Genomic DNA, 20,380 nt, shown 5'->3' on the forward strand with positions numbered 1-20,380 from the left:
TTTTGTAATAAAATATTTTAAATACAAACATATATAACAACAAGGAACGGAAGAACAATGGATAATCTTATAAAAGAAATACTCGGAAAAGAATGGACAATCTCGCCAGCCGGTGGATTTACTGGTGAAGCGTATATAGCAGAAAATAATGATAAGAGATTATTTCTAAAACGAAATTCTTCTCCTTTTTTAGCAGTTTTATCAGCAGCAGGCTTTGTTCCAAAATTAGTTTGGACTAGAAGACTAGAAAATGGTGATGTACTTACTGCACAAGAGTGGGTGATCGCACGTAGTTTAGAACCTTATGAGCTCTCTGCGAAAGGGGTTGCGCAATTTTTATATCGTATCCATTCCTCCAAAGAATTGTTGTATATGTTAACGAAGCTAGGGATTAATCCTTTAGAACCTCAGGAATTACTGCAAACAATTGTAGGCAATCTTACTGAAGAATTTACACAAAGCCAGATCATTGTAAAAGGCATCGAATACCTAGAGGAAAATATGCCATCTTTTGATTCAGACGATTTAGTCGTTTGTCATAGTGATTTAAATCATCATAATTGGTTACTTACTGAGGCAAATAATTTATATTTAATCGATTGGGATGAAGCAATCATTGCTGATAAAGCATTTGATTTGGGCATGTTTTTATTCACCTATGTAGAACAGAACGATTGGGACAAATGGCTTCGAAGTTATGGAATAAAATTAACTGAAGAACTATTAAATCGAATGACTTGGTATGTAGTCGCTCAAACAATCATTTGGATTAAATGGTATACTCTTCGTGAAAATGAAAAGCAGACTCAAAAAATGAAGAGCCTGCTAGAGAAGATATTAGATTAAATAAAAATTTCCTCGGAAATTGTCATATAGATTAAGAATAAGTATTGAAATCAGTCACCCATTGAGAGAGTTGATTTTGGTGGTTTGTAATGTGCTGATCTAAATCAGAAGAATACTTTCCAGACTGACTATAATAATAAACGTCATTTAACATGCTTTTTACATCATCTGTTATTTTGTCATTCGTTAATAAGGATTGAACAAGTCTTTCTAATTGCTCACATTCTGATACAGTTCCACAACAGTCAGATTGGTGATTCATTAGTATATCTCGTAAAATTGTTAATTGATGTTCATGATTTAAAGGCATAAATTCACATCCTTTTTTTATTAAGTACACTTGAAATAGTTTGTGTTACAAGAAATGATTTTATACTATACGTGAATAACCGAGTGCCATCGTGCTTGGTTTTTTCTTTGAGTAAATATAAATTGCAAAATCGAGAGGGAGTAAAATCTTATGAGATTAAGACATAAGCCAGGTGCGGCAGATCAAGTTAAACAAAATGCTCATTATGTAATTCCAAATCCGTCAGAGCAAAAAGGGAAATGGAAAGAAGTTTTCCAAAATGATCAACCAATTCATATCGAAGTCGGTACGGGTAGAGGTCGTTTTATGGTCGGTATGGCTAGGGCCAATCCTCATATTAACTATATTGGCATTGAGAAATATACAAGTGTAGTTTCTGATGCATTAGATAAATTAATTGAAGCTGAAGTTCCAAACTTAAAGCTGTTAAATGTAGATGCTCAAAAATTAACGGATTTCTTTGAAGACGGAGAAATAGATCGAGTATATTTAAACTTTTCTGATCCATGGCCAAAGGTTCGACATGAAAAACGTCGGTTAACATATAAAACATTTTTAAATATGTATCAACAAATCTTGAAAAATGATGGGGAAATTCATTTTAAAACAGATAATCAAGATTTATTCGAGTTTTCAATCATGAGTATGGCGAACTACGGAATGACTATGCATTTCTTAAGCTTAGATCTTCATAATAGTGATTTTGAAGGAAATATTATGACTGAATACGAAGAAAAGTTTTCTTCAAAAGGTAACCGTATTTACCGAGTTGAAGCTGCTTATAGAAACTAATCTAATCAAAAGACTATCGTGATATATTTTCATGGTAGTCTTTTTTATTTTGCTACAACACACGAAATTTTAATATGATTGTTTATTTTTAGGCAATCTAAAACGAATTTTCAATTCATATTCACTACTGTTCCCTTTCTTTTGCCTATTCCTGCTCTTAAAATATTCAGTAAATTCGTAAAAGTGGTATAATTATTTAAGTCTAGTAAAAAAAAAGGGGGATAAGTATGGAACAGTTAAAAATTGGAACTTGTACAATTCAGTGGCTTACTGGAGGAAATACCCATTTAGATGGTGGAGCAATGTTTGGAGTTGTTCCAAAGGCGCTTTGGTCAAAAAAATATATTGTTAATGAGAAAAACCAAATTCCTTTACGTACTGACCCGGTATTTATTCAAACAAATGGTTTAAACATGATCATTGATAGTGGCATCGGTGTTAATAAATTAAATGAGAAGCAGAAAAGAAATTTTGGCGTTACCGAGGATTCAGCGTTAGAAGAATCATTAGCGAAGCACGGATTAAAACTAGATGATATTGATTATGTCATTATGACACATTTGCATTTTGATCATGCAAGTGGATTAACTAAATTAGAAAATGGTGAATTCAAACCTGTATTTTCGAATGCAAAAATTATTACATCTCAAATTGAATGGGATGAAATGAGAAATCCGAATATTCGTTCAAGTAATACATATTGGAAAGAAAACTGGGAAGCAATTCAGGACCAAGTAATTGCATTTGAAAAAGAATATTCTTTAACAGATGAAATAACAATTATTCATACAGGTGGACATAGCGATGGGCACAGTATTATAAAAATTGAAACTGAAGATGAGCTATTATTGCATATGGGGGATTTAATGCCTACACATGCACATCAGTCACCATTATGGGTTATGGCATATGATGATTACCCAATGACATCTATTTATGCAAAAGAAAAATGGGTTAATTTTGGTTTGCAAAAAAAATCTTGGTTTACGTTCTATCATGACGATGTATTTAGAGCAATAAAATGGAGCGCTGAAGGACAAGTATTACAGTCGATCGAACGCTCCAAATAATTTGGCTATTGTTGTTAAACAATTTGAGCAGAAATTAGCTCACCATTTACAGCATTAATGATGAATGAATAGTTTGTAGTATCATTATCTGATTCTACTACTGTAAAACCACCTTCATAAACATCACCTTCATAATCAGGTAAATCTGCCCACTTTGGTTCTGAATGAATCCAAGTTCCAGTTACATTACCATATGAAAGAAATACTGGTTTAATTGTTTTTAATGCTTTTTCTGCTGGAATATATTGTGAAGATAATTTTTTTTGTAAATATAGTCCACCAGCAACACCTAAACCTAAGCCAATCAGGACGCGTTTAAGTTTCATTTGTACCACCTCTATTTATGTATTATGCGCTTGAAAAAATATTCTACTACTTATCTTAGTCAAACCGGGGCAACATTTCAACGGTTAGCATTGGTATTATGTGTTATTTTTAGATAAAATAAAAAAAGAAGATATGATTTGTACAGAGAGGAACTTTAATGATGAATCAAGACACTTTACAGCTTTTTAAATTTTTAACAGAATTACAAGGTGCACCAGGATTTGAGCATGAAGTTCGTCACTTCATGAGAAAAGAACTTGAAAAATATACAAATGAGATTGTGCAAGATCGTTTAGGAAGTATTTTTGGAGTTAAACGTGGAACTGAAGATGGACCTACTGTAATGGTGGCAGGTCATATGGATGAAGTTGGTTTCATGGTTACTCAAATTACAGAAAACGGGATGATAAGATTTCAACCACTAGGTGGCTGGTGGAACCAAGTATTGCTTGCTCAAAGAGTTCAAGTAATGACAGATCAAGGACCAGTTATTGGTGTGATTGGTTCAATTCCACCACATTTATTAAGCGACGAATTAAGAGCTAGACCAATGGATATGAAAAATATGCTAATCGATATTGGTGCAGATAACAAAGAAGATGCACTAAATATTGGCATTCGTCCTGGTCAACAAATTGTACCAGTATGTCCGTTCACTCCTATGGCTAATGAGAAAAAAATCATGGCAAAAGCTTGGGATAACCGTTACGGTTGTGGACTTGCGATTGAATTATTAAAAGAAGTTCAAAACGAAACATTACCAAATATTTTATATTCAGGTGCTACTGTACAAGAAGAAGTTGGACTAAGAGGGGCACAAACAGCTGCAAATATGATTAAACCGGATATCTTTTACGCATTAGATGCAAGCCCAGCTAATGATATGTCAGGATCTAAATCCGAGTTCGGTCAATTAGGTAAAGGTGTTTTATTACGAATTTTAGACCGCACGATGGTTACTCATAAAGGAATCCGTGAATTTATTTTAGATACTGCAGAAACGAATAAAATTCCTTACCAATATTTTGTTTCACAAGGTGGAACAGATGCTGGACGAGTACATGTTTCAAACGATGGCGTACCATCTGCTGTAATTGGTATATGCTCTCGTTATATTCACACTGCGGCATCAATTATTCATGTTGATGATTATTTAGCTGCAAAGGAATTACTTGTTAAGCTAGTTAAAGCGACTGATAAAACGACTGTTGAAACATTACGTAATTATTAAGAAAGTAAAAAAGAAGCCTAAAAAAGAGGCTTCTTTTTTTATTGAAAAACCTTCCCATGCCTTCTCTATCCTATCCCTATTCATTTTGATCCTAGAACTTTAACTCTTCTTTAAATTAATGTTATTAATAAATTCTTAACATGCAGTTAATGTGGGTTTTACGATGTTGTTTTATGATAAAACCGTAATAATCAGTAACAAACATTAAACAAACCACATTAATGTGAGGAGATCTAAAATGAAAACTGAATTTAAGAAGAAAAGTTACAAGGCATTTCAAGTTGTCGTTATGGGTATGACAGTTCTAGGACTAACAGCATGTGGAAAAGCCGTGGAATCGAAAAGTGAATCTGTATTAAATCCAAATTCATTAACTCTTAAAGAAATTGAAGTGAAAGCAAAAAAAGAAGGTGAAATAAATAGTGTAGGTATGCCCGATTCATGGGCTAACTGGGTTGAAACTTGGAATGAAGTTAATGAAAAGTATAATTTGAAACATACTGACACAGATTTGTCTAGTGCGGAAGAGATTGCAAAAATGGATTCTGAAAAAGAGAATGCTACTGCAGATATTGGGGATGTTGGTATGTCTTTTGGTCCACTCGCTGAACAAAAGAAGTTAACTATTCCATACAAAACATCTTACTGGAACGAGATTCCTGATTGGGCAAAGGATGACAATGGTGACTGGGTAGTCGGATACCAAGGAACTATTTCTTTTCTGACAAATAAAGAACTAGTAAAAACACCTCCTAAATCTTGGGACGATATTTTAAAGGGAAATTATAAAGTAACAGTTGGAGATGTTCAACGTGGTACACAAAACCAAATGGCCGTACTTGCTGCAGCTATTGCATACGGTGGAGATGAAACAAATATCCAACCAGGGATCGACTTTTTTAAAAAGATTGCTAAGCAAGGGAGATTAAGCTTAACAGATGCTAAACCAGCAAACATTGAAAAAGGAGAGGTTGAAGTAGCACTTGTTTGGGACTTTAATGCGCTTGGTTATGCTGAAGCAATTAAGCGTAGTCAATTTGATGTATCTATCCCTAGTGATGGATCAGTTGTTAGTGGATACTCAACTATTATCAATAAATATGCTAAACACCCTTATGCTGCTATGGCTACAAGGGAATATATTTTAAGCGATGAAGGACAAATAAACTTAGCAAAAGGATTTGCTCGACCAATTCGTAATGTTGTACTTCCAAAGGATGTAGCTGAAAAAATGATTCCAAAAGAGCAATACAAAAATGCAAAGCCAATTAGAGATTTTAAGGCTTGGGAAGAAACTGCAAAAACTTTACCTCAAATCTGGCAAGAAGAGGTGTTAGTAAATGTCAAATAAAGTTATAGCTATCGTTGTTGATGGAATGAGATATGACAAAGCATGCGAAGCGCTTGGATATGTACAGCATTTAGTGGAATTAAATCAAGCAGCACTATACAAGATGAAATCGGAGCTTCCGAGTCTTTCTCGCCCACTATATGAAGTGTTATTAACTGGAACACCTTCATCTGTAAATGGAATTACATCTAATCAAGCAGTTCGTTTATCGAATGAAAAAAGTATTTTTCATCTTACAAAGGAAAATGGTTTTAGAAATGGAGCGGTTTCTTATTACTGGGTAAGCGAACTATATAATCGAGCACCATTTAATTTTATTGAAGATCGAGAACAAGATGATCTATCTAAAGCGATTCAATACGGAAAATTCTATTGGGATGATGACTATCCAGACAGTCACGTGTTTATGGATGCAGAAGCTTTACGTAGAAAATATGATCCACACTTTTTATACATTCACCCTTTAGGCGTAGACGTTAAAGGAGAACTATTTGGTTCAGAATCGAAAGAATATCGTGAACAAATTTTAAAAGTAGGCAGTTTGTTAGCTCAACTACTTCCAATTTGGATGTCAGAAGGTTATCACATTTTAATTACTTCTGATCATGGGATGAGCGAAACTGGTAATCATGGAGGAATAACACCGGGCGAACGAGATGTACCACTGTTTATCATCAGTCCAAAAGTTGAGCCTGGTGTGTATAACGAAGTGATCCCTCAGTTGGCTTTTGCTCCACTTGTTTGTAAGCTCTTAAAAATAGAGCCATCAAATAAGATGATTTCATATCAGTTACCCGGATATAAAGAAATTAATTGATGTTTTAATGATATGAAGATTTTTATGGAAGGGGAATTGGTTTAGTGAAAATTTTACCAATTCTCTAATGTATAAAGAATTTAGGGAGCGAGAAGCTTTGCAAAAAATAAAAAAACATAAGATTTACTTATTAGCTCTTTTATTACCATTTGTATTGTTTGTAATAGGTTTTGAATTAGGGCCAATGATTGCAATGATTAAGAATAGTTTTTACGCAGATGATGGAATTCATTTAACTATGAATCAATATATAACTATTTTTAAAAGTAAGTTTTACTTACAAGCTATTAAAAATAGTATTGTTATTTCTATTGTTTCGGCAGTTATATCTATAATAATAGCCGTTGTCACAGCTTATTCCTTTACAAAGTTTTCACGTAAAATACAAAATCGTCTATTAATGATTGCTAATGTGACTTCAAATTTTGAAGGAATCCCACTTTCTTTTTCATATATTATTTTACTTGGAAACAATGGGTTATTTACTTTGCTTTTTGCAAAACTCGGTTGGAATATATTTGCGGATTTTAATTTATATTCTTGGACCGGACTGATCCTTGTCTATATTTATTTTCAGATTCCATTAGCAATTTTGTTGATATACCCTTCTTTTCAAGGAATAAAGCAACAATGGAAAGAAGCTTCTGCATTATTAGGAGGATCAACAATATCATTTTGGCTAAGAATTGGAATTCCAGTACTATTACCAAGTATAGTAGGCACATTTAGTATTTTATTTGCTAACGCTATGGGGGCTTATGCAACAGCCTACGCATTAGTTGGTAGCAATTATAATTTATTGTCATTACAAATAGCCTCGTTAGTCTCAAGTGACGTTACATTAAAACCACAATTAGGTAGCGCACTAGGAGTCCTTTTAGCAACGACCATGATTGGAGCGATGTGGATTAATGAAAGAATGATGCGCCGCATTAGGAGGGATTTACGATGAAATTACAAACATTTTTTAAATTAATAATTGGATTACTTGTAATCTATTTATTAATTCCACTAGTCGGTACATTTTTATTTTCAATTGCAAATAAATGGGATCATTCAATCTTACCTGAGAGTTATACATTAAATTGGTATATTGAATTATTTCAAGATGGACGATTTTTTGAGGCTTTTCAACGAACATTATTTTTAATTATCATAACTGTCTTTTTGAGTGTTTCAATCATGATTCCAACAATCTTTATTATAACTGTATATTTTAATAAATTTGAAGGAATTCTCCAAGCAATTGCGATGCTTCCGTATGGTATCCCACCTATTGTAGGAGCAGTTGGGCTAATTAAGCTATATTCTAATGGACCATTTCAAATTGCTGGTACTCCATGGATACTAGTTGGAGCTTACTTTATAACCATTCTACCTTTTATGTATCAAGGTATTCGTAATAGTCTTAGAACAATAAATGCCATTCAACTTGTAGATGCAGCTGAATTACTTGGTGCAACTAAATTTCAAGCGTTTAGAACGGTTGTGCTTCCAAATATTTTATCTGGAATATTAGTATCAAGTTTATTGTCCGTAGCTCTTTTATTTAGTGAGTTTGCATTTGCAAATTTACTAGTAGGTGGAAGATTTGAAACCCTTCAAATCTATCTTGCCGATAAACTAAATAGTAGTGGTCATTTAACAAGTGCCATAGTTATTACTTATTATTTGGTGATTTTACTTTTAACTGGAACAGTCTTAAAACTCACGTTTAAAACTAAAAAAAATCCTGATGTGATAAATAAAAGGGGGTCTATTTTAAAAAAACAAGGTCATTTAAAAAATACTGCAATAGAAGGTGAAGTTAAATGAGCTACGTAAATATTGATCAAGTGACTAAAAAATATCAAAATCAAGTCGTCTTAAATAATATTTCCTTAACATTAAATAAAGGAGAATTCGTTACGCTTTTAGGTCAAAGTGGATGCGGGAAAAGTACTTTATTACGTTCTATCGCTGGACTTGAAGACGTCGATATAGGAAATATATTAATAGATGGGAAGAACATAACTAATTTATCTCCGCGCCAACGCGAGGTAGGTATGGTATTTCAGTCATATGCACTTTTTCCAAATATGACAGTATTTGAAAATATTGCATATGGTCTAAAAATGAAAAAAGCTAAAAACATACATGTAAGAGTAAAAAAGATGATTGAAATCGTTGATTTAATAGGTAAAGAAGAATCATATCCCCACCAATTATCAGGAGGGCAACAACAAAGAGTTGCTTTAGCTCGAGCGCTTGTCATGGAACCAAAAGTACTATTATTAGATGAACCGTTAAGTGCATTAGATGCAAAAATTCGAAAAAGCTTACAAAAAGAATTAAAAAGAATACAGCAAGAACTAGATATTACGACTATTTTTGTTACACATGATCAAGAAGAAGCAATGACAATGTCGGATCGAATTTTTGTTATGAATAATGGAAATGTAGTACAAGAAGGTACACCTTCCGAGATCTATACAACACCAGTAAATAAATTCGTAGCAAAATTCATCGGAAATTATAATGTTTATGGGATGGAAGCTTTCCATAGACTTGTACGTAGTAATGAATTAATTGGAAATGATATAGCAATTCGACCTGAAGTATTAAAATTAGTAGCTGTAGGAAATGACAGTATGGATTTACAACAAAACTGGGGAATAAAGGGGATTATTTCTGATGTTACTATGACTGGTAATGTTTTAAGGTACGAAGTTGAAACCGAAGAATCTGCATTTCTTGTAGACAACCTTAACCACCGAGGTGAAATGTTCCAGCAAGGAGAACATGTGAACATTATTGTACCTAAGAAAGAATGCGTTATCTTATAAATTTTTAAAGTTTCTGGAGGATTAAAATGTCTGTTTTACCTGAGGAAAGAAAAAACGAGATTTTAAAAGAACTTAATAAAAAAGGAAAAGTTAAAGTTATCGATTTAGTTGAACAATTTAATGTATCAGAAGAAACCATTCGTCGAGATTTAATGATATTAGAGGAAAAAGGTCTTTTAAAAAAGGTGTATGGTGGAGCAATTAAAACAGTTTACCAAAATGAGGAACCTCCTTTTATGCAGCGTACGACTATGAATCAGGAAGCAAAAGTAAAAATTGGTAAAAAGGCCATGAACCAAATTTCCAATGGAGATGTCATTGCAATTGATGTAGGCACAACAATGCTTGAATTTGCTCAGTGTATTGAAAATAAAAAAGACATTACTATATTGACTAATTCATTACCTGTATCTTCCCTGTTAACAGAATCATTAAATCAAAATAAGTTTACCGGACAAATATTATTACTAGGTGGAATAGTTGATCCAAAGCAACAGTCAATAAGTGGGAGTATAACAGAACAATTACTAAGTCAATTTAATGTTGATAAGGCATTTATTTCAGCGGGTGGTGTCTCAGCTCAAAATGGAGTTAGCAACTATCATTTCCATGAAACTTTAGTTTCTCGAAAAATGGTGGAAGTGTCGAAGCAAGTGATTTTATTAACAGATTACTCGAAAATTGGTGTAGATACATTTTGTAAAGTTTGTTCTCTTGAAAATGTTGATGCAATAATATGTGACCATTCATTTCCAGAAGAATGGAAAGAGCATTCAATATTAGAAGAAATCGAATGGATTCAAGTAAATTAAAAACGATGGACTATATTCTATAATTTCATTTTTGTTAAGTAGACAATAACGTAATTAATGAATCGTTATTGTCCTTCTTAAGCTTGCCATTTTGGTGATGACCGATTACTGAACACTATAAAACTAGATGAAAAACATAATAAATTAAAGGGGATATAATCAATGAGTTTCATTGCAATAGATTTAGATGGAACATTATTAAATAATGAGAATGAAATTAGTGAAGAAAATATTAATGCAATTAAATTTGCAGGGGAAAATGGAATTGAAATCGTTATTTCAACTGGTCGAGCTCATTTTGATGCCAAAATAATTTGTGAAAGATTCAGGATATCGCCATATGTGATCGGAACAAATGGGGCAACAATCCATTCAAAATACGGAGAATGTATCTCATCAATTACAATCTCAAAAACGAATGTTGAACAGATATTAAGGTGGCTTGATGACCGAAATTATTATTTTGAAGTTTTTACAGATAAAAGCATTTATGCTCTTAAAGAAAGAAGAGAAATTTTTCAAAATGAGATTAATAGCCTTAAAAGAGTTGAGTTAGATGAAGAAATGAAAGAATTAGTTAATGTTGCGGAAAGACAATTCGATCAGTTTGGGTATGTATTAGTTGATCATTGTCAAGAAATCATACAACGAAATGAAGAAGTTAATAATATTTTAGTATGTACGTTTGATATGAAAAAATTAGAAGAAGCTAGAAATCAATTTAATAAGTGTATTGAGTTGATGGTTGTTTCATCAGCGGAGCATAATATTGAGATTACGAATCGCTCTGCATCAAAAGGATTAGCATTAGAAAAGTTAGTTTTTTTAATGAGTGGCTCTTTAGAACAGTCCATGGCTATTGGCGACAGTAATAATGATATCTCGATGCTTGAAAAAGTCGGATATAGTGTTGCAATGGGGAATGCAAAAGAAGATATTAAATCAATTTGTACAACGTCTACTCTAAATAATGATGAAAATGGCGTTGCCCATGCTATTTATCGATATATTGATACTTTTGTAGCCAATAGATAAAGTTTTGGAAGGGTTGTAATGTTTCTATGTTATCATAGTAGAAAAATTTTTGCCCAAAATGAGGTAATAATTGAATGATTCAATAGATTCTAAAGATGCTTTCATTTTGAAAGTGTCTTTTTTATTGTATATTAAAATTAAAATTAAATTTTTAACTAAAAAGCATAAGAGCGGTGAATGGAGTTAAGACAATGAAAATAATTATTGGTTCTTTAAATCCCACAAAAGTAGGAGCTGTTAAAAAAGTTTTTAATCAGTATAAAGTTGAGGGACTAAATGTTCCATCAAATGTTTCGAATCAACCTTTGACGGATCAAGAAACTATGCATGGTGCTATAAATAGAGCGCATAATGCTAGAGTCGCAGGTGAGTCGGAAATCGGTATTGGATTAGAAGGTGGGGTCATTATAGAAAACGATCGACTTTTTCTTTGTAACTGGGGAGCACTTGTGTATGAAAACGAGGTAATACTAGCAAGCGGAGCAAAAATTTTATTACCTAGCGAATTTATTAATGAGCTAAGAAATGGAACTGAGCTTGCTGTATTAATGGAACGATATACGAATGAAAAAGATATACGTAGTAAAGAAGGGGCAGTAGGGGTATTTACGAATGGCCGAATTACTAGGACAGAGATCTTTGAACATATTTGTGAATTACTATTCGGACAATACGAATTCAAGAAACGAAAAGAAGATAACAATTGAGAGTCGTCCTTTTTGCATATCGATAAAAATAAGATAAAATAAAAGAAAATGAATTAAGCGAGGGAAAAAGAATGGAAAAAATTACATCAGTAGAACAATTCGAACAAGCGAAACAAGGAGAAAAAGTGGTTTTCCAATTTTCAGCAAATTGGTGTCCGGATTGCAGATTTTTAGATATGTTCTTTCAAGAAATAATTGATGAAAATAAGGATTTTACGTTTTATTACGTAGATCGTGACCAATTTATTGAGGTATGCCAAAATCTAGATATTTTTGGAATACCGAGCTTTGTAGCGTTTAATAATGGTGAAGAAATTGGTCGTTATGTAAATAAGGATCGTAAAACAAAAGAACAAGTAGAAGAGTTTCTTGAAGGATTAAGAGGCTAATAAGGTAGGTAAAACAATTGGTTAAAAAAACAACACTAGACATAAAAAAAATGATAGAAAACCGCCTTGGAAATGAAGATTGGCGTTTTATTTATGATCGTGAAAAAGAAGACCTTCGAATTGAGGGGATTGAAAGTAATAAAGGGATGAGTGTCTCTTTAAATAGTGCAGTAGCAAAGTATGAAGCAGAAGGTGAAGCGGCTTTTAATGAATTAATTTATTATGTAAAAGAAGCACTTTCTGCTATGCACTCTGAAACTGTATTTCTTGAAGAACAAATTCGACCAGTTATTCGAGCTACATCGTTTCCGACAGATAAGGAAGAAGGAAATTTATTTGTAACTGATGAGCATACTGCAGAAACTAGAATTTACTACGCTATTGATTCTGAAAAAACGTATCAACTAATCGATGAAAATTTATTAGTAAAGTCAGGTTATACAAAGGAGCAGCTCCATTCTATTGCTTTATTTAATTTAAGAAAAATGCCCGTTCAAGTAAAAGAAGATATTGTTGCAGATAATACTTTTTATTTTGTACGTACAAATGATGGATACGATGCGAGTAGAGTACTAAACAGTACATTTATAAAAGAAATTCAATCAAAAGTAAAAGGTGAATTATTAGTAGGAATTCCTCATGGAGATGTACTAATCCTTGCTGACATTCGAAATAACATAGGTTATGATATAATGGCGCAAATGAATATGAGTTTCTTTGCTAGTGGGAAAATACCAATTACATCATTGTCATTTGCTTACGAAAATGAAAAGCTAATGCCAGTATTTATTCTAGGGAAACATAAGAAGCAATAGAGAGGAAGAAATCAGTGAATATTTTTTATAACAAAGAAGGAATCGGCGATACGCTATTAATTACATTAAAACAAATTCCATCAGAAGATCGTAAAGTTGAACGAAAAGGGAATATAGCACGCGTATATAGTGCAGTTACGAATGAAACGGTTGCTATTAATGTGTTTGAGGCATCTACTAATCTAGATGTTCAAGAAAATGGTATCGTTACGATTACTGAACATATTGTTAATACGGTTAATGAATTACTAACAAAAGAAGGATTTGAAGATACATTAGTATTAGACCTTTCACCTAAATTTGTTATCGGATATGTAATTGAAAAAGAAAAACATCCAAATGCTGATAAATTAAATATTTGCAAAGTTGACGTTGGAACAGATACATTACAAATTGTTTGTGGTGCTCCGAATGTTGAACAAGGACAAAAGGTTGTTGTTGCAAAAGTTGGTGCAGTAATGCCATCAGGCTTAGTCATTAAGGATGCTAATTTACGTGGAGTGGATTCATTCGGTATGATTTGCTCTGCACGTGAACTTGATTTACCGGACGCTCCACAAGAAAAAGGAATCTTAGTTCTTGAAGCTGATGCTGAAGTTGGAAAAGCTTTTTTTAACTAAATAAAATATATCTTCGTATAAATGCTAGGCCATTAATTGGTCTAGTATTTTTTATGTTTTCAATAAAAGAATTATTATTTTAATAATAATTTGATTAAATTATATATTTGATATGGAAATATGATTGAACTAGCGCAATTTGTAATAATAATGTGTTTTTTGTCATTATGTCACATGGTAAAATAAAAGGTATGAAAAGAAATAGAGAGAGTGAGAAAAATGAAAAATTGGTTAAAAAGCCTTTTTAAGGCGAATAGCCTTAATGAGATTGAAGAAGAGTTTGAAGAAGGGTATGAAGAAAAGCCTGTTGAGGAGAAAGTATATCAATCACACTCTATCGAAAAAAAGAGAAACGCTTTACATGAGCGTCCAAAATTTAGATTTCCAATTGAATTAGATGAAGAATTACCATCACCGATGCCGATAAAGGAAACAAAAATTGAACCAGTTTTTAAACAAGAAAAAAGTGATGATTTTTGGGAAAAGTCACCTAACAATTTAAATAAAGAATATAAACCTACATATAACCAGAGTAATACCTTTGTAAAAAATACTTTTCAAAGTAATCAATTCGATAAAAGTAATTTATCTAGTCGACTTGAAAAAAATCAGGTCTCAAAAAGTGAAGAAGAACCAGCAAAAGTAGAAAAAGAAGAAAAGGTCGATATTGTATTTCGTCCAAAAAGAAAAACACCATTTCGACCAAGTGAATATATTTCACCAATTTATGGATATCAAAAGCCTCCGATAAAAGATGAAAATGCAACTGATTATAATCTTTCTTCAACTATAGAAGAAATGAGAGTTGAATCTTCTAATGTACTTGAAAATTCGTTTGAAAAAGTTGAAAGCAATATTTTCGAAAAAGGAAGTTTCGGCAATCAAAATCAAGAAAAAATTGATGTGTTTAATCTAGTAGAAAAAGAAGAACTTCAAACTTCAGCTAATCAAGTTGAAAAAGAAGATTTACATGCTGAAGTACATCAAAATGAAATACAAACTCCGTTTAAAGAGGAAGAAGTACAACTTGAAACTCCAGAGATTGAAGCTGACGTTCTTCAATTAGAAACTGAGGTTGAAGAAACGAATGAAGTTGTACAGGATGATGCACATCAAATTGAAACATCAATGGAAGTGAAAGAGGAAGAAGTACAACTTGAAACTCCAGAAATTGAAGCTGAAGTGAAAAATGAAGATTTAGAAGTTGAAGTTCTTCAATTAGAAGCTAAGGTGGAAGAGGCGGATGAAGTTGTACATCAAATCGAAACAGAAGTAGAAGTGAAAGATGAAGTACAACTCGAAACCCTTAAAATCGAAGTAGAGGCTGAAGTTGAGATTGAAGAAGCACAGCCTGAAGTATCTATTCATGAGTCGAATGATCACAAAGTTGATACTTTGGTCCAATTTGATGAAAACGGAGACAAAGGTATTGATCTCGTTCAAAATAATGAAGAGAATGATGTTAAGTCGGAATTAACAGACGAGTCAGATGTGAATCTAAAAGAGATTAAGGAAGAAGCGGTACAGCATGAAAATTCAATTGTAGAAGCAAAAGTAGAAGAAACCGTTGAAATAAATCAACATGCTGTTACCAATTCTAATGAACAGATAAAGACTGAAAATGAAGCTAATAAAGAAGAATCTGAACCTAAACTAATCGAGAAACGTCAGAAAAAACGCCATTTTCCTTTTAATGTAATGATGCTTCGAAGTGATGTAGAGGCTTCAAGAAAAGCAAATATAATGAGACAACTTCGTGAATTACAAAATGAATCTGCTGCAACAGTAGAAAAGGTAAATGAAGAAGTTGAGATAAAACAAAATGAACAGTTGATCGAGAATGCTAGTTTATCTGAACAAAGTGAAATTTTATCTTCAGAGAAAGTTCAACCAATTGCAAGTGAAGCAATCACTCATGAATTTACTACTAAAGAAATTCAATATCAACCAGTTCTTGAAACAGAAGAAGTTGAGACAAAACAAAATAAACAGATGATTGAGAATGCTAGTTTATCTGAACAAAGTGAAATTTTATCATTAGAGAAAATTCAACCAAGTGTTAGTGAAGCAATCACTCATGAATTTACTCCTGAAGGAATTCAAGATCAACCAGTCCTTGAAACTGAAGAAAGTAAAACAGAAACGAGCTTAACTAAAGAGAGTGTTCAGATTGAGGAACCTCAAAGTTTAGATGAACAACCACCAGTACTTTATGAATTACCAGAATTAGATTTATTAGTTGAACCCCCAATTGAACAATTTAATGATGGGGATTGGGTTGAAGATCAAAAGCAACTACTACAAGAAACATTACATAATTTTAATGTAGGAGCTAAAGTAATTGCTGCAACTCAAGGTCCAACAGTAACTCGTTTCGAAGTTCAGCCCGACCCTGGCGTGAAAGTAAATAAAATAACGAACTTACAAGACGATATTAAATTGAGCTTAGCAGCTAGAGATATTCGTATTGAAGCTCCGATTCCTGGTCGAAGTGCAATAGGCATAGAAGTACCAAATAAAGAAAGTAAGCCTGTTTACTTAAGAGAATTAGTTAACCAGGATAAATTTTTGCAAAGTGAGTCACCTTTGACTGTTGCTCTTGGACTTGATATAGGTGGAGATCCTGTCTATGCAGATATTTCAAAAATGCCACACGGCTTAATTGCCGGGGCAACAGGATCTGGAAAGAGTGTGTGTATTAATTCAATTTTAGTTAGCATTTTATATAAAGCGAAACCTCATGAAGTGAAGTTAATTTTAATCGATCCTAAAATGGTTGAGCTTGCACCGTATAATCACATTCCACATCTTATTTCGCCAGTCATAACTGACGCTAGAGCCGCGACTGCTGCTTTAAAGTGGGCATGTGAAGAGATGGATCGACGTTATGATTTATTTGCTCATGCTGGGGCAAGAGATATTAAGCGATTCAATGATTTAGCGAAGAAAAAAGGTGCTTATAATGATGAGTTACCATACTTAGTCATTATTATTGATGAATTAGCGGATTTAATGATGGTATCTCCAGGGGATGTAGAAACTTATATTTGTCGTATTGCCCAAAAAGCAAGAGCATGTGGAATCCATTTATTAGTTGCAACTCAAAGACCTTCAGTTGATGTCATTACCGGTATTATTAAATCAAATATACCGACTCGTATTGCGTTTACAGTATCTTCACAAGTAGATTCTAGAACAATTATAGATATTGGCGGAGCTGAAAAGTTACTTGGACGAGGAGATATGTTATTCTTAGATAATGGAAAATCTCAAGCAATTCGATTACAAGGCGTTTATGTTTCAGATGATGAAATCGAACATGTTGTAGAGATTGTTAAAGACCAACAAAAACCGAATTACTTATTTAACCAAGAGGAACTTGTAGCAAAAGCAGATGCACAGGATGTTGATGATGAGCTTTTTGAAGAAGCAGTGGAGTTTGTCATTGATCAAAAAGGTGCTTCTGTTTCAATGTTACAAAGACGTTTTCGAATTGGATACAATCGAGCAGCTAGATTAATTGACCTAATGTTTGATCATGGCATTGTATCAAATCAAAATGGAAGCAAACCTCGTGATGTACTGATTACATCATTAGAGGAGTTTCGTTCTGAGTGATAAATTAAAAATTCGATAAAAATTAAGTAACGAATGTTAAAGTTTTTTTAACCCATACTAGAAAAAAAAGAACGATACTTTTCAGCAGGTGAAGATTCATGGAAAAAGAATTAGATTTAAAATTAAAAGGTAAAATAAGCCGATTAACGAACCAAACATTTAAATTTGATGAGAGAATCGGAGAAGGCTGGTTTTCAGCTGTATATTTTTTGAAAACTAGAGAAATCATTCGAAAAAAGAAGCCAGATACTGAAGTAACAATGCAATTTTTCCAAAGAGAAAGTGCAGTATTATGTGGCACGGATGAAGCCATTGCGATTTTACAAACTTTTGCAGATCATCCAGAAAATCTTATTGTTCATTCATTAAAGGATGGAGATATGATTGAACCATTTGAAACTGTCTTAACAATTAAAGGTAAATATGCTGATTTTGGCTATTTAGAGGGAATTATTGATGGGATTTTAGCTAGACGTACTTCTGTTGCTACAAATGTATACAATGTAAAACATTCTGCAAAATCCGCAGGCATTAAAAAGCCTGTTATTTTCATGGGAGATCGTGATGATCATTTCACGACTCAAGCAGGTGATGGTTATGCTGCATTTATTGGTGGTGCAACTGCACAAGCAACTCATGCAATGAATGAGTGGTGGGGCAATGAAGGTATGGGGACAATGCCTCATGCACTAATTCAAATGTATAATGGGGATGTTGTGGAAGCTGCGCGTGCATACACAGAAGTTTATCCACAAGATGATTTAATTGTCTTAGTAGATTATAATAATGATGTCATAAATGATGCTTTAAAGGTTGCACGAGAATATGGTAGTAAACTAAAGGCTGTACGTGTAGATACATCGAAAACAATGATTGATCAGTATTTTATTGGTAATCCAGAATTATTAGGAAGTTTTGACCCTAGGGGTGTAAATCCTCCATTAATTTTTGCTTTACGAAATGCACTAGATCAAGAAGGGTATCAGCATGTGCAAATTGTAGTAAGCGGTGGATTTACTGTAGAAAGAATCTTAGCTTTTGAGAAACAAGGTGTACCAGTAGATTTATATGGTGTAGGCGGAAGTTTATTAAAAGTTAATGTAGGTTTTACAGGTGATAATGTCGAGTTAAATGGTGTGCAACAAGCGAAAGCTGGAAGAAAGCTTCGTGAAAATCATCGATTAGAAAGAGTAGAAATGAGCCCTAGACTATAAAGGGACAAAAAATCAATTTGAGATTGATAGTATTTTAAAATAAGCAGATGACTTAAAGTATTTACTTTTCCATCTATTACCTCATAGTGCGACTTAAAATAAATAGTCCTATGGGAGTTAAAGTGATATAATACTAATTGCGTAAAAATTTAAGTTAGTTATCATTTGAAAAATAACTAGACTCGGCAAAGTAACAATGCATCAAATTTATAAAATATTGATGCCATTTCTTTTATTCACACATATACTGTCTAAGAGATAGGCCGTTGTATTAGTGATCGATTTTGGAGGTTCTTTTAATATGACAGTTTACCATTTTGTAGGGATTAAAGGTACTGGAATGAGTGCTTTGGCACAAATTTTACATGATTCTGGTTTGACCGTTCAGGGATCAGATTATGAAAAGCACTTTTTCACTGAAAATGAATTACGAAAAAAAAATATTACGATTTTACCATTTGATAAAGCAAATATAAAAGAAGGCCAATTCGTTATAGCAGGTAATGCATTTCCTGATACTCATGAAGAAATTGCAGCTGCTATTGAAAAAGGAATTCCGATGGCACGCTATCATAAATTCCTAGGGGAATATATGAATAAATTTACTAGCGTTGCAATTACTGGAGCACATGGTAAAACCTCTACGACAGGTTTATTAGCCCATGTAGTTTCTGGTGCGCGTCCAACTTCTTTTCTAATTGGAGATGGTACTGGTAAAGGTGAAAAGGACAGCGAGTATTTTGTATTTGAAGCTTGTGAATACCGTCGTCATTTCCTTTCATACTTTCCAGACTATTGCATCATGACTAATATTGATTTTGATCATCCGGATTATTATAAGAGTGTAGATGATGTATTCGATGCTTTCCAACAAATGGCGGATCAAGTAAAGAAAGGTATTATTGCATGTGGAGATGACGAACATCTTCAACGAATTTATGCAAAAGTACCTGTAATGTATTATGGATTTAACGAGGACAATGATTTCCAAGCTCGTAATATCGAAAAACATACAAATGGTACGACATTTGATGTATTTGTCCGTAATACGTATTACGCTACTTTTGATATTACAGGATATGGTGATCATAGTATTTTAAATGCTTTAGCAGTAATTGCGCTTTGTCATTATGAAGAAATCGATGTTAATATTATTAAAGCTAGATTATTAACATATGGTGGCGTAAAGCGTCGTTTCAGTGAAAAACGCTTCGGAGATCAAATGTTAATTGATGATTATGCTCATCATCCAACTGAGATCCAAGCGACGATTCAAGCAGCACGTCAAAAATATCCTGACCGTGAAATCGTAGCAGTGTTCCAACCGCATACATTTACACGCACAAGTAAATTTTTAGACGAATTTGCTGGTACATTAGAAAAAGCAGATAAAGTTTACTTATGTGATATTTTTGGTTCTGCACGAGAAGATAAAGGTACTTTAACAATTGAAGACCTTTCTTGTAAAATTGCAGGTGCTGAACTATTGACTGATGACAATATCAGCAATTTACAAATCCATAAAAATAGCGTATTAATTTTTATGGGTGCTGGTGATATTCAAAAATACCAAGCAGCATACGAAAAACTATAAAAACTAT

20 protein-coding genes are annotated in these 20,380 nt (G+C 33.0%); 18 read left to right on the forward strand and 2 right to left on the reverse strand.

The window, feature by feature from the left end:
- Positions 1 to 57 precede the first annotated feature (57 nt).
- Positions 58 to 846 carry a phosphotransferase family protein gene (locus tag COI44_RS02240; RefSeq protein ID WP_179886982.1) on the forward strand — a complete coding sequence of 263 codons (789 nt, stop codon included), beginning with the start codon at positions 58 to 60 and terminating at the stop codon, positions 844 to 846.
- A 31-nt stretch (positions 847 to 877) separates the two neighbouring features.
- Here the strand turns inward: COI44_RS02240 and COI44_RS02245 are convergent, their stop codons facing one another.
- On the reverse strand, positions 878 to 1,156 hold the full coding sequence (locus tag COI44_RS02245) for a YtzH-like family protein (RefSeq protein ID WP_098426462.1): 279 nt from the start codon (positions 1,154 to 1,156) through the stop codon (positions 878 to 880).
- Between the two features lie 150 nt (positions 1,157 to 1,306).
- Here COI44_RS02245 and trmB point away from each other — a divergent pair, with 150 nt between their 5' ends.
- Both trmB and COI44_RS02255 read left to right on the forward strand, forming a co-directional pair.
- Entirely contained in the window at positions 1,307 to 1,948 is a 642-nt protein-coding gene (gene trmB, locus COI44_RS02250) for a tRNA (guanosine(46)-N7)-methyltransferase TrmB (RefSeq protein ID WP_098426463.1), read from the forward strand.
- Between the two features lie 227 nt (positions 1,949 to 2,175).
- Entirely contained in the window at positions 2,176 to 3,018 is an 843-nt protein-coding gene (locus COI44_RS02255; RefSeq protein ID WP_098426464.1) for a YtnP family quorum-quenching lactonase, read from the forward strand.
- A 14-nt stretch (positions 3,019 to 3,032) separates the two neighbouring features.
- On the opposite strand, the gene COI44_RS02260 is transcribed toward COI44_RS02255, so the two are convergent.
- The gene (locus tag COI44_RS02260) at positions 3,033 to 3,344 is read right to left on the reverse strand and encodes a PepSY domain-containing protein (RefSeq protein WP_056473349.1); all 312 of its coding nucleotides are present in this window, start codon (positions 3,342 to 3,344) and stop codon (positions 3,033 to 3,035) included.
- Positions 3,345 to 3,505: 161 nt separating this feature from the next.
- On the opposite strand from COI44_RS02260, the gene COI44_RS02265 reads away from it, so the two are divergent.
- From COI44_RS02265 to murC, 15 genes are all read left to right on the forward strand, one after another.
- Positions 3,506 to 4,576, forward strand: coding sequence for a M42 family metallopeptidase (locus COI44_RS02265; RefSeq protein WP_098426603.1), 1,071 nt, complete (start codon positions 3,506 to 3,508; stop codon positions 4,574 to 4,576).
- Positions 4,577 to 4,814: 238 nt separating this feature from the next.
- Positions 4,815 to 5,927: an ABC transporter substrate-binding protein gene (locus tag COI44_RS02270; RefSeq protein WP_098426465.1), complete on the forward strand. Its 1,113-nt coding sequence runs from the start codon at positions 4,815 to 4,817 to the stop codon at positions 5,925 to 5,927.
- On the forward strand, positions 5,917 to 6,744 hold the full coding sequence (locus COI44_RS02275; RefSeq protein WP_098426466.1) for an alkaline phosphatase family protein: 828 nt from the start codon (positions 5,917 to 5,919) through the stop codon (positions 6,742 to 6,744). Before COI44_RS02270 ends, COI44_RS02275 begins: the two co-directional genes overlap by 11 nt.
- 97 nt (positions 6,745 to 6,841) lie before the next feature.
- Positions 6,842 to 7,696: an ABC transporter permease gene (locus COI44_RS02280; RefSeq protein ID WP_098426604.1), complete on the forward strand. Its 855-nt coding sequence runs from the start codon at positions 6,842 to 6,844 to the stop codon at positions 7,694 to 7,696.
- On the forward strand, positions 7,693 to 8,559 hold the full coding sequence (locus COI44_RS02285) for an ABC transporter permease (RefSeq protein WP_098426467.1): 867 nt from the start codon (positions 7,693 to 7,695) through the stop codon (positions 8,557 to 8,559). The genes COI44_RS02280 and COI44_RS02285 overlap by 4 nt, the downstream gene beginning before the upstream one ends.
- On the forward strand, positions 8,556 to 9,569 hold the full coding sequence (locus COI44_RS02290; protein ID WP_098426468.1) for an ABC transporter ATP-binding protein: 1,014 nt from the start codon (positions 8,556 to 8,558) through the stop codon (positions 9,567 to 9,569). The genes COI44_RS02285 and COI44_RS02290 overlap by 4 nt, the downstream gene beginning before the upstream one ends.
- Before the next feature lie 26 nt (positions 9,570 to 9,595).
- The gene (locus COI44_RS02295; RefSeq protein WP_098426469.1) at positions 9,596 to 10,381 is read left to right on the forward strand and encodes a DeoR/GlpR family DNA-binding transcription regulator; all 786 of its coding nucleotides are present in this window, start codon (positions 9,596 to 9,598) and stop codon (positions 10,379 to 10,381) included.
- Between the two features lie 162 nt (positions 10,382 to 10,543).
- Entirely contained in the window at positions 10,544 to 11,416 is an 873-nt protein-coding gene (locus tag COI44_RS02300; RefSeq protein ID WP_098426470.1) for a Cof-type HAD-IIB family hydrolase, read from the forward strand.
- A gap of 191 nt (positions 11,417 to 11,607) precedes the next feature.
- Complete coding sequence (locus COI44_RS02305) at positions 11,608 to 12,123, forward strand: DUF84 family protein (protein WP_098426471.1); 516 nt, start codon at positions 11,608 to 11,610, stop codon at positions 12,121 to 12,123.
- Positions 12,124 to 12,194: 71 nt separating this feature from the next.
- Positions 12,195 to 12,512, forward strand: a complete 318-nt coding sequence (locus tag COI44_RS02310; protein ID WP_056473367.1) for a thioredoxin family protein — start codon at positions 12,195 to 12,197, stop codon at positions 12,510 to 12,512.
- Positions 12,513 to 12,529: 17 nt separating this feature from the next.
- Positions 12,530 to 13,327 (forward strand): DUF1444 family protein, encoded by a 798-nt coding sequence (locus COI44_RS02315; protein ID WP_286163717.1) that lies wholly within the window; start codon positions 12,530 to 12,532, stop codon positions 13,325 to 13,327.
- A gap of 14 nt (positions 13,328 to 13,341) precedes the next feature.
- Positions 13,342 to 13,947: a YtpR family tRNA-binding protein gene (gene ytpR, locus COI44_RS02320; protein ID WP_098426472.1), complete on the forward strand. Its 606-nt coding sequence runs from the start codon at positions 13,342 to 13,344 to the stop codon at positions 13,945 to 13,947.
- 219 nt (positions 13,948 to 14,166) lie between these two features.
- A complete protein-coding gene (locus COI44_RS02325) occupies positions 14,167 to 17,565 on the forward strand; it encodes a DNA translocase FtsK (RefSeq protein WP_098426473.1) in 3,399 nt (1,132 codons plus the stop codon).
- A 98-nt stretch (positions 17,566 to 17,663) separates the two neighbouring features.
- Positions 17,664 to 18,779, forward strand: a complete 1,116-nt coding sequence (locus COI44_RS02330) for a nicotinate phosphoribosyltransferase (protein WP_098426474.1) — start codon at positions 17,664 to 17,666, stop codon at positions 18,777 to 18,779.
- Between the two features lie 301 nt (positions 18,780 to 19,080).
- A complete protein-coding gene (murC, locus tag COI44_RS02335; RefSeq protein WP_098426475.1) occupies positions 19,081 to 20,373 on the forward strand; it encodes a UDP-N-acetylmuramate--L-alanine ligase in 1,293 nt (430 codons plus the stop codon).
- Positions 20,374 to 20,380: the final 7 nt, after the last annotated feature.

It is taken from the genome of Bacillus sp. AFS088145, from assembly GCF_002564465.1.
Classification (GTDB): Bacteria; Bacillota; Bacilli; order Bacillales; family Bacillaceae_G; genus Gottfriedia.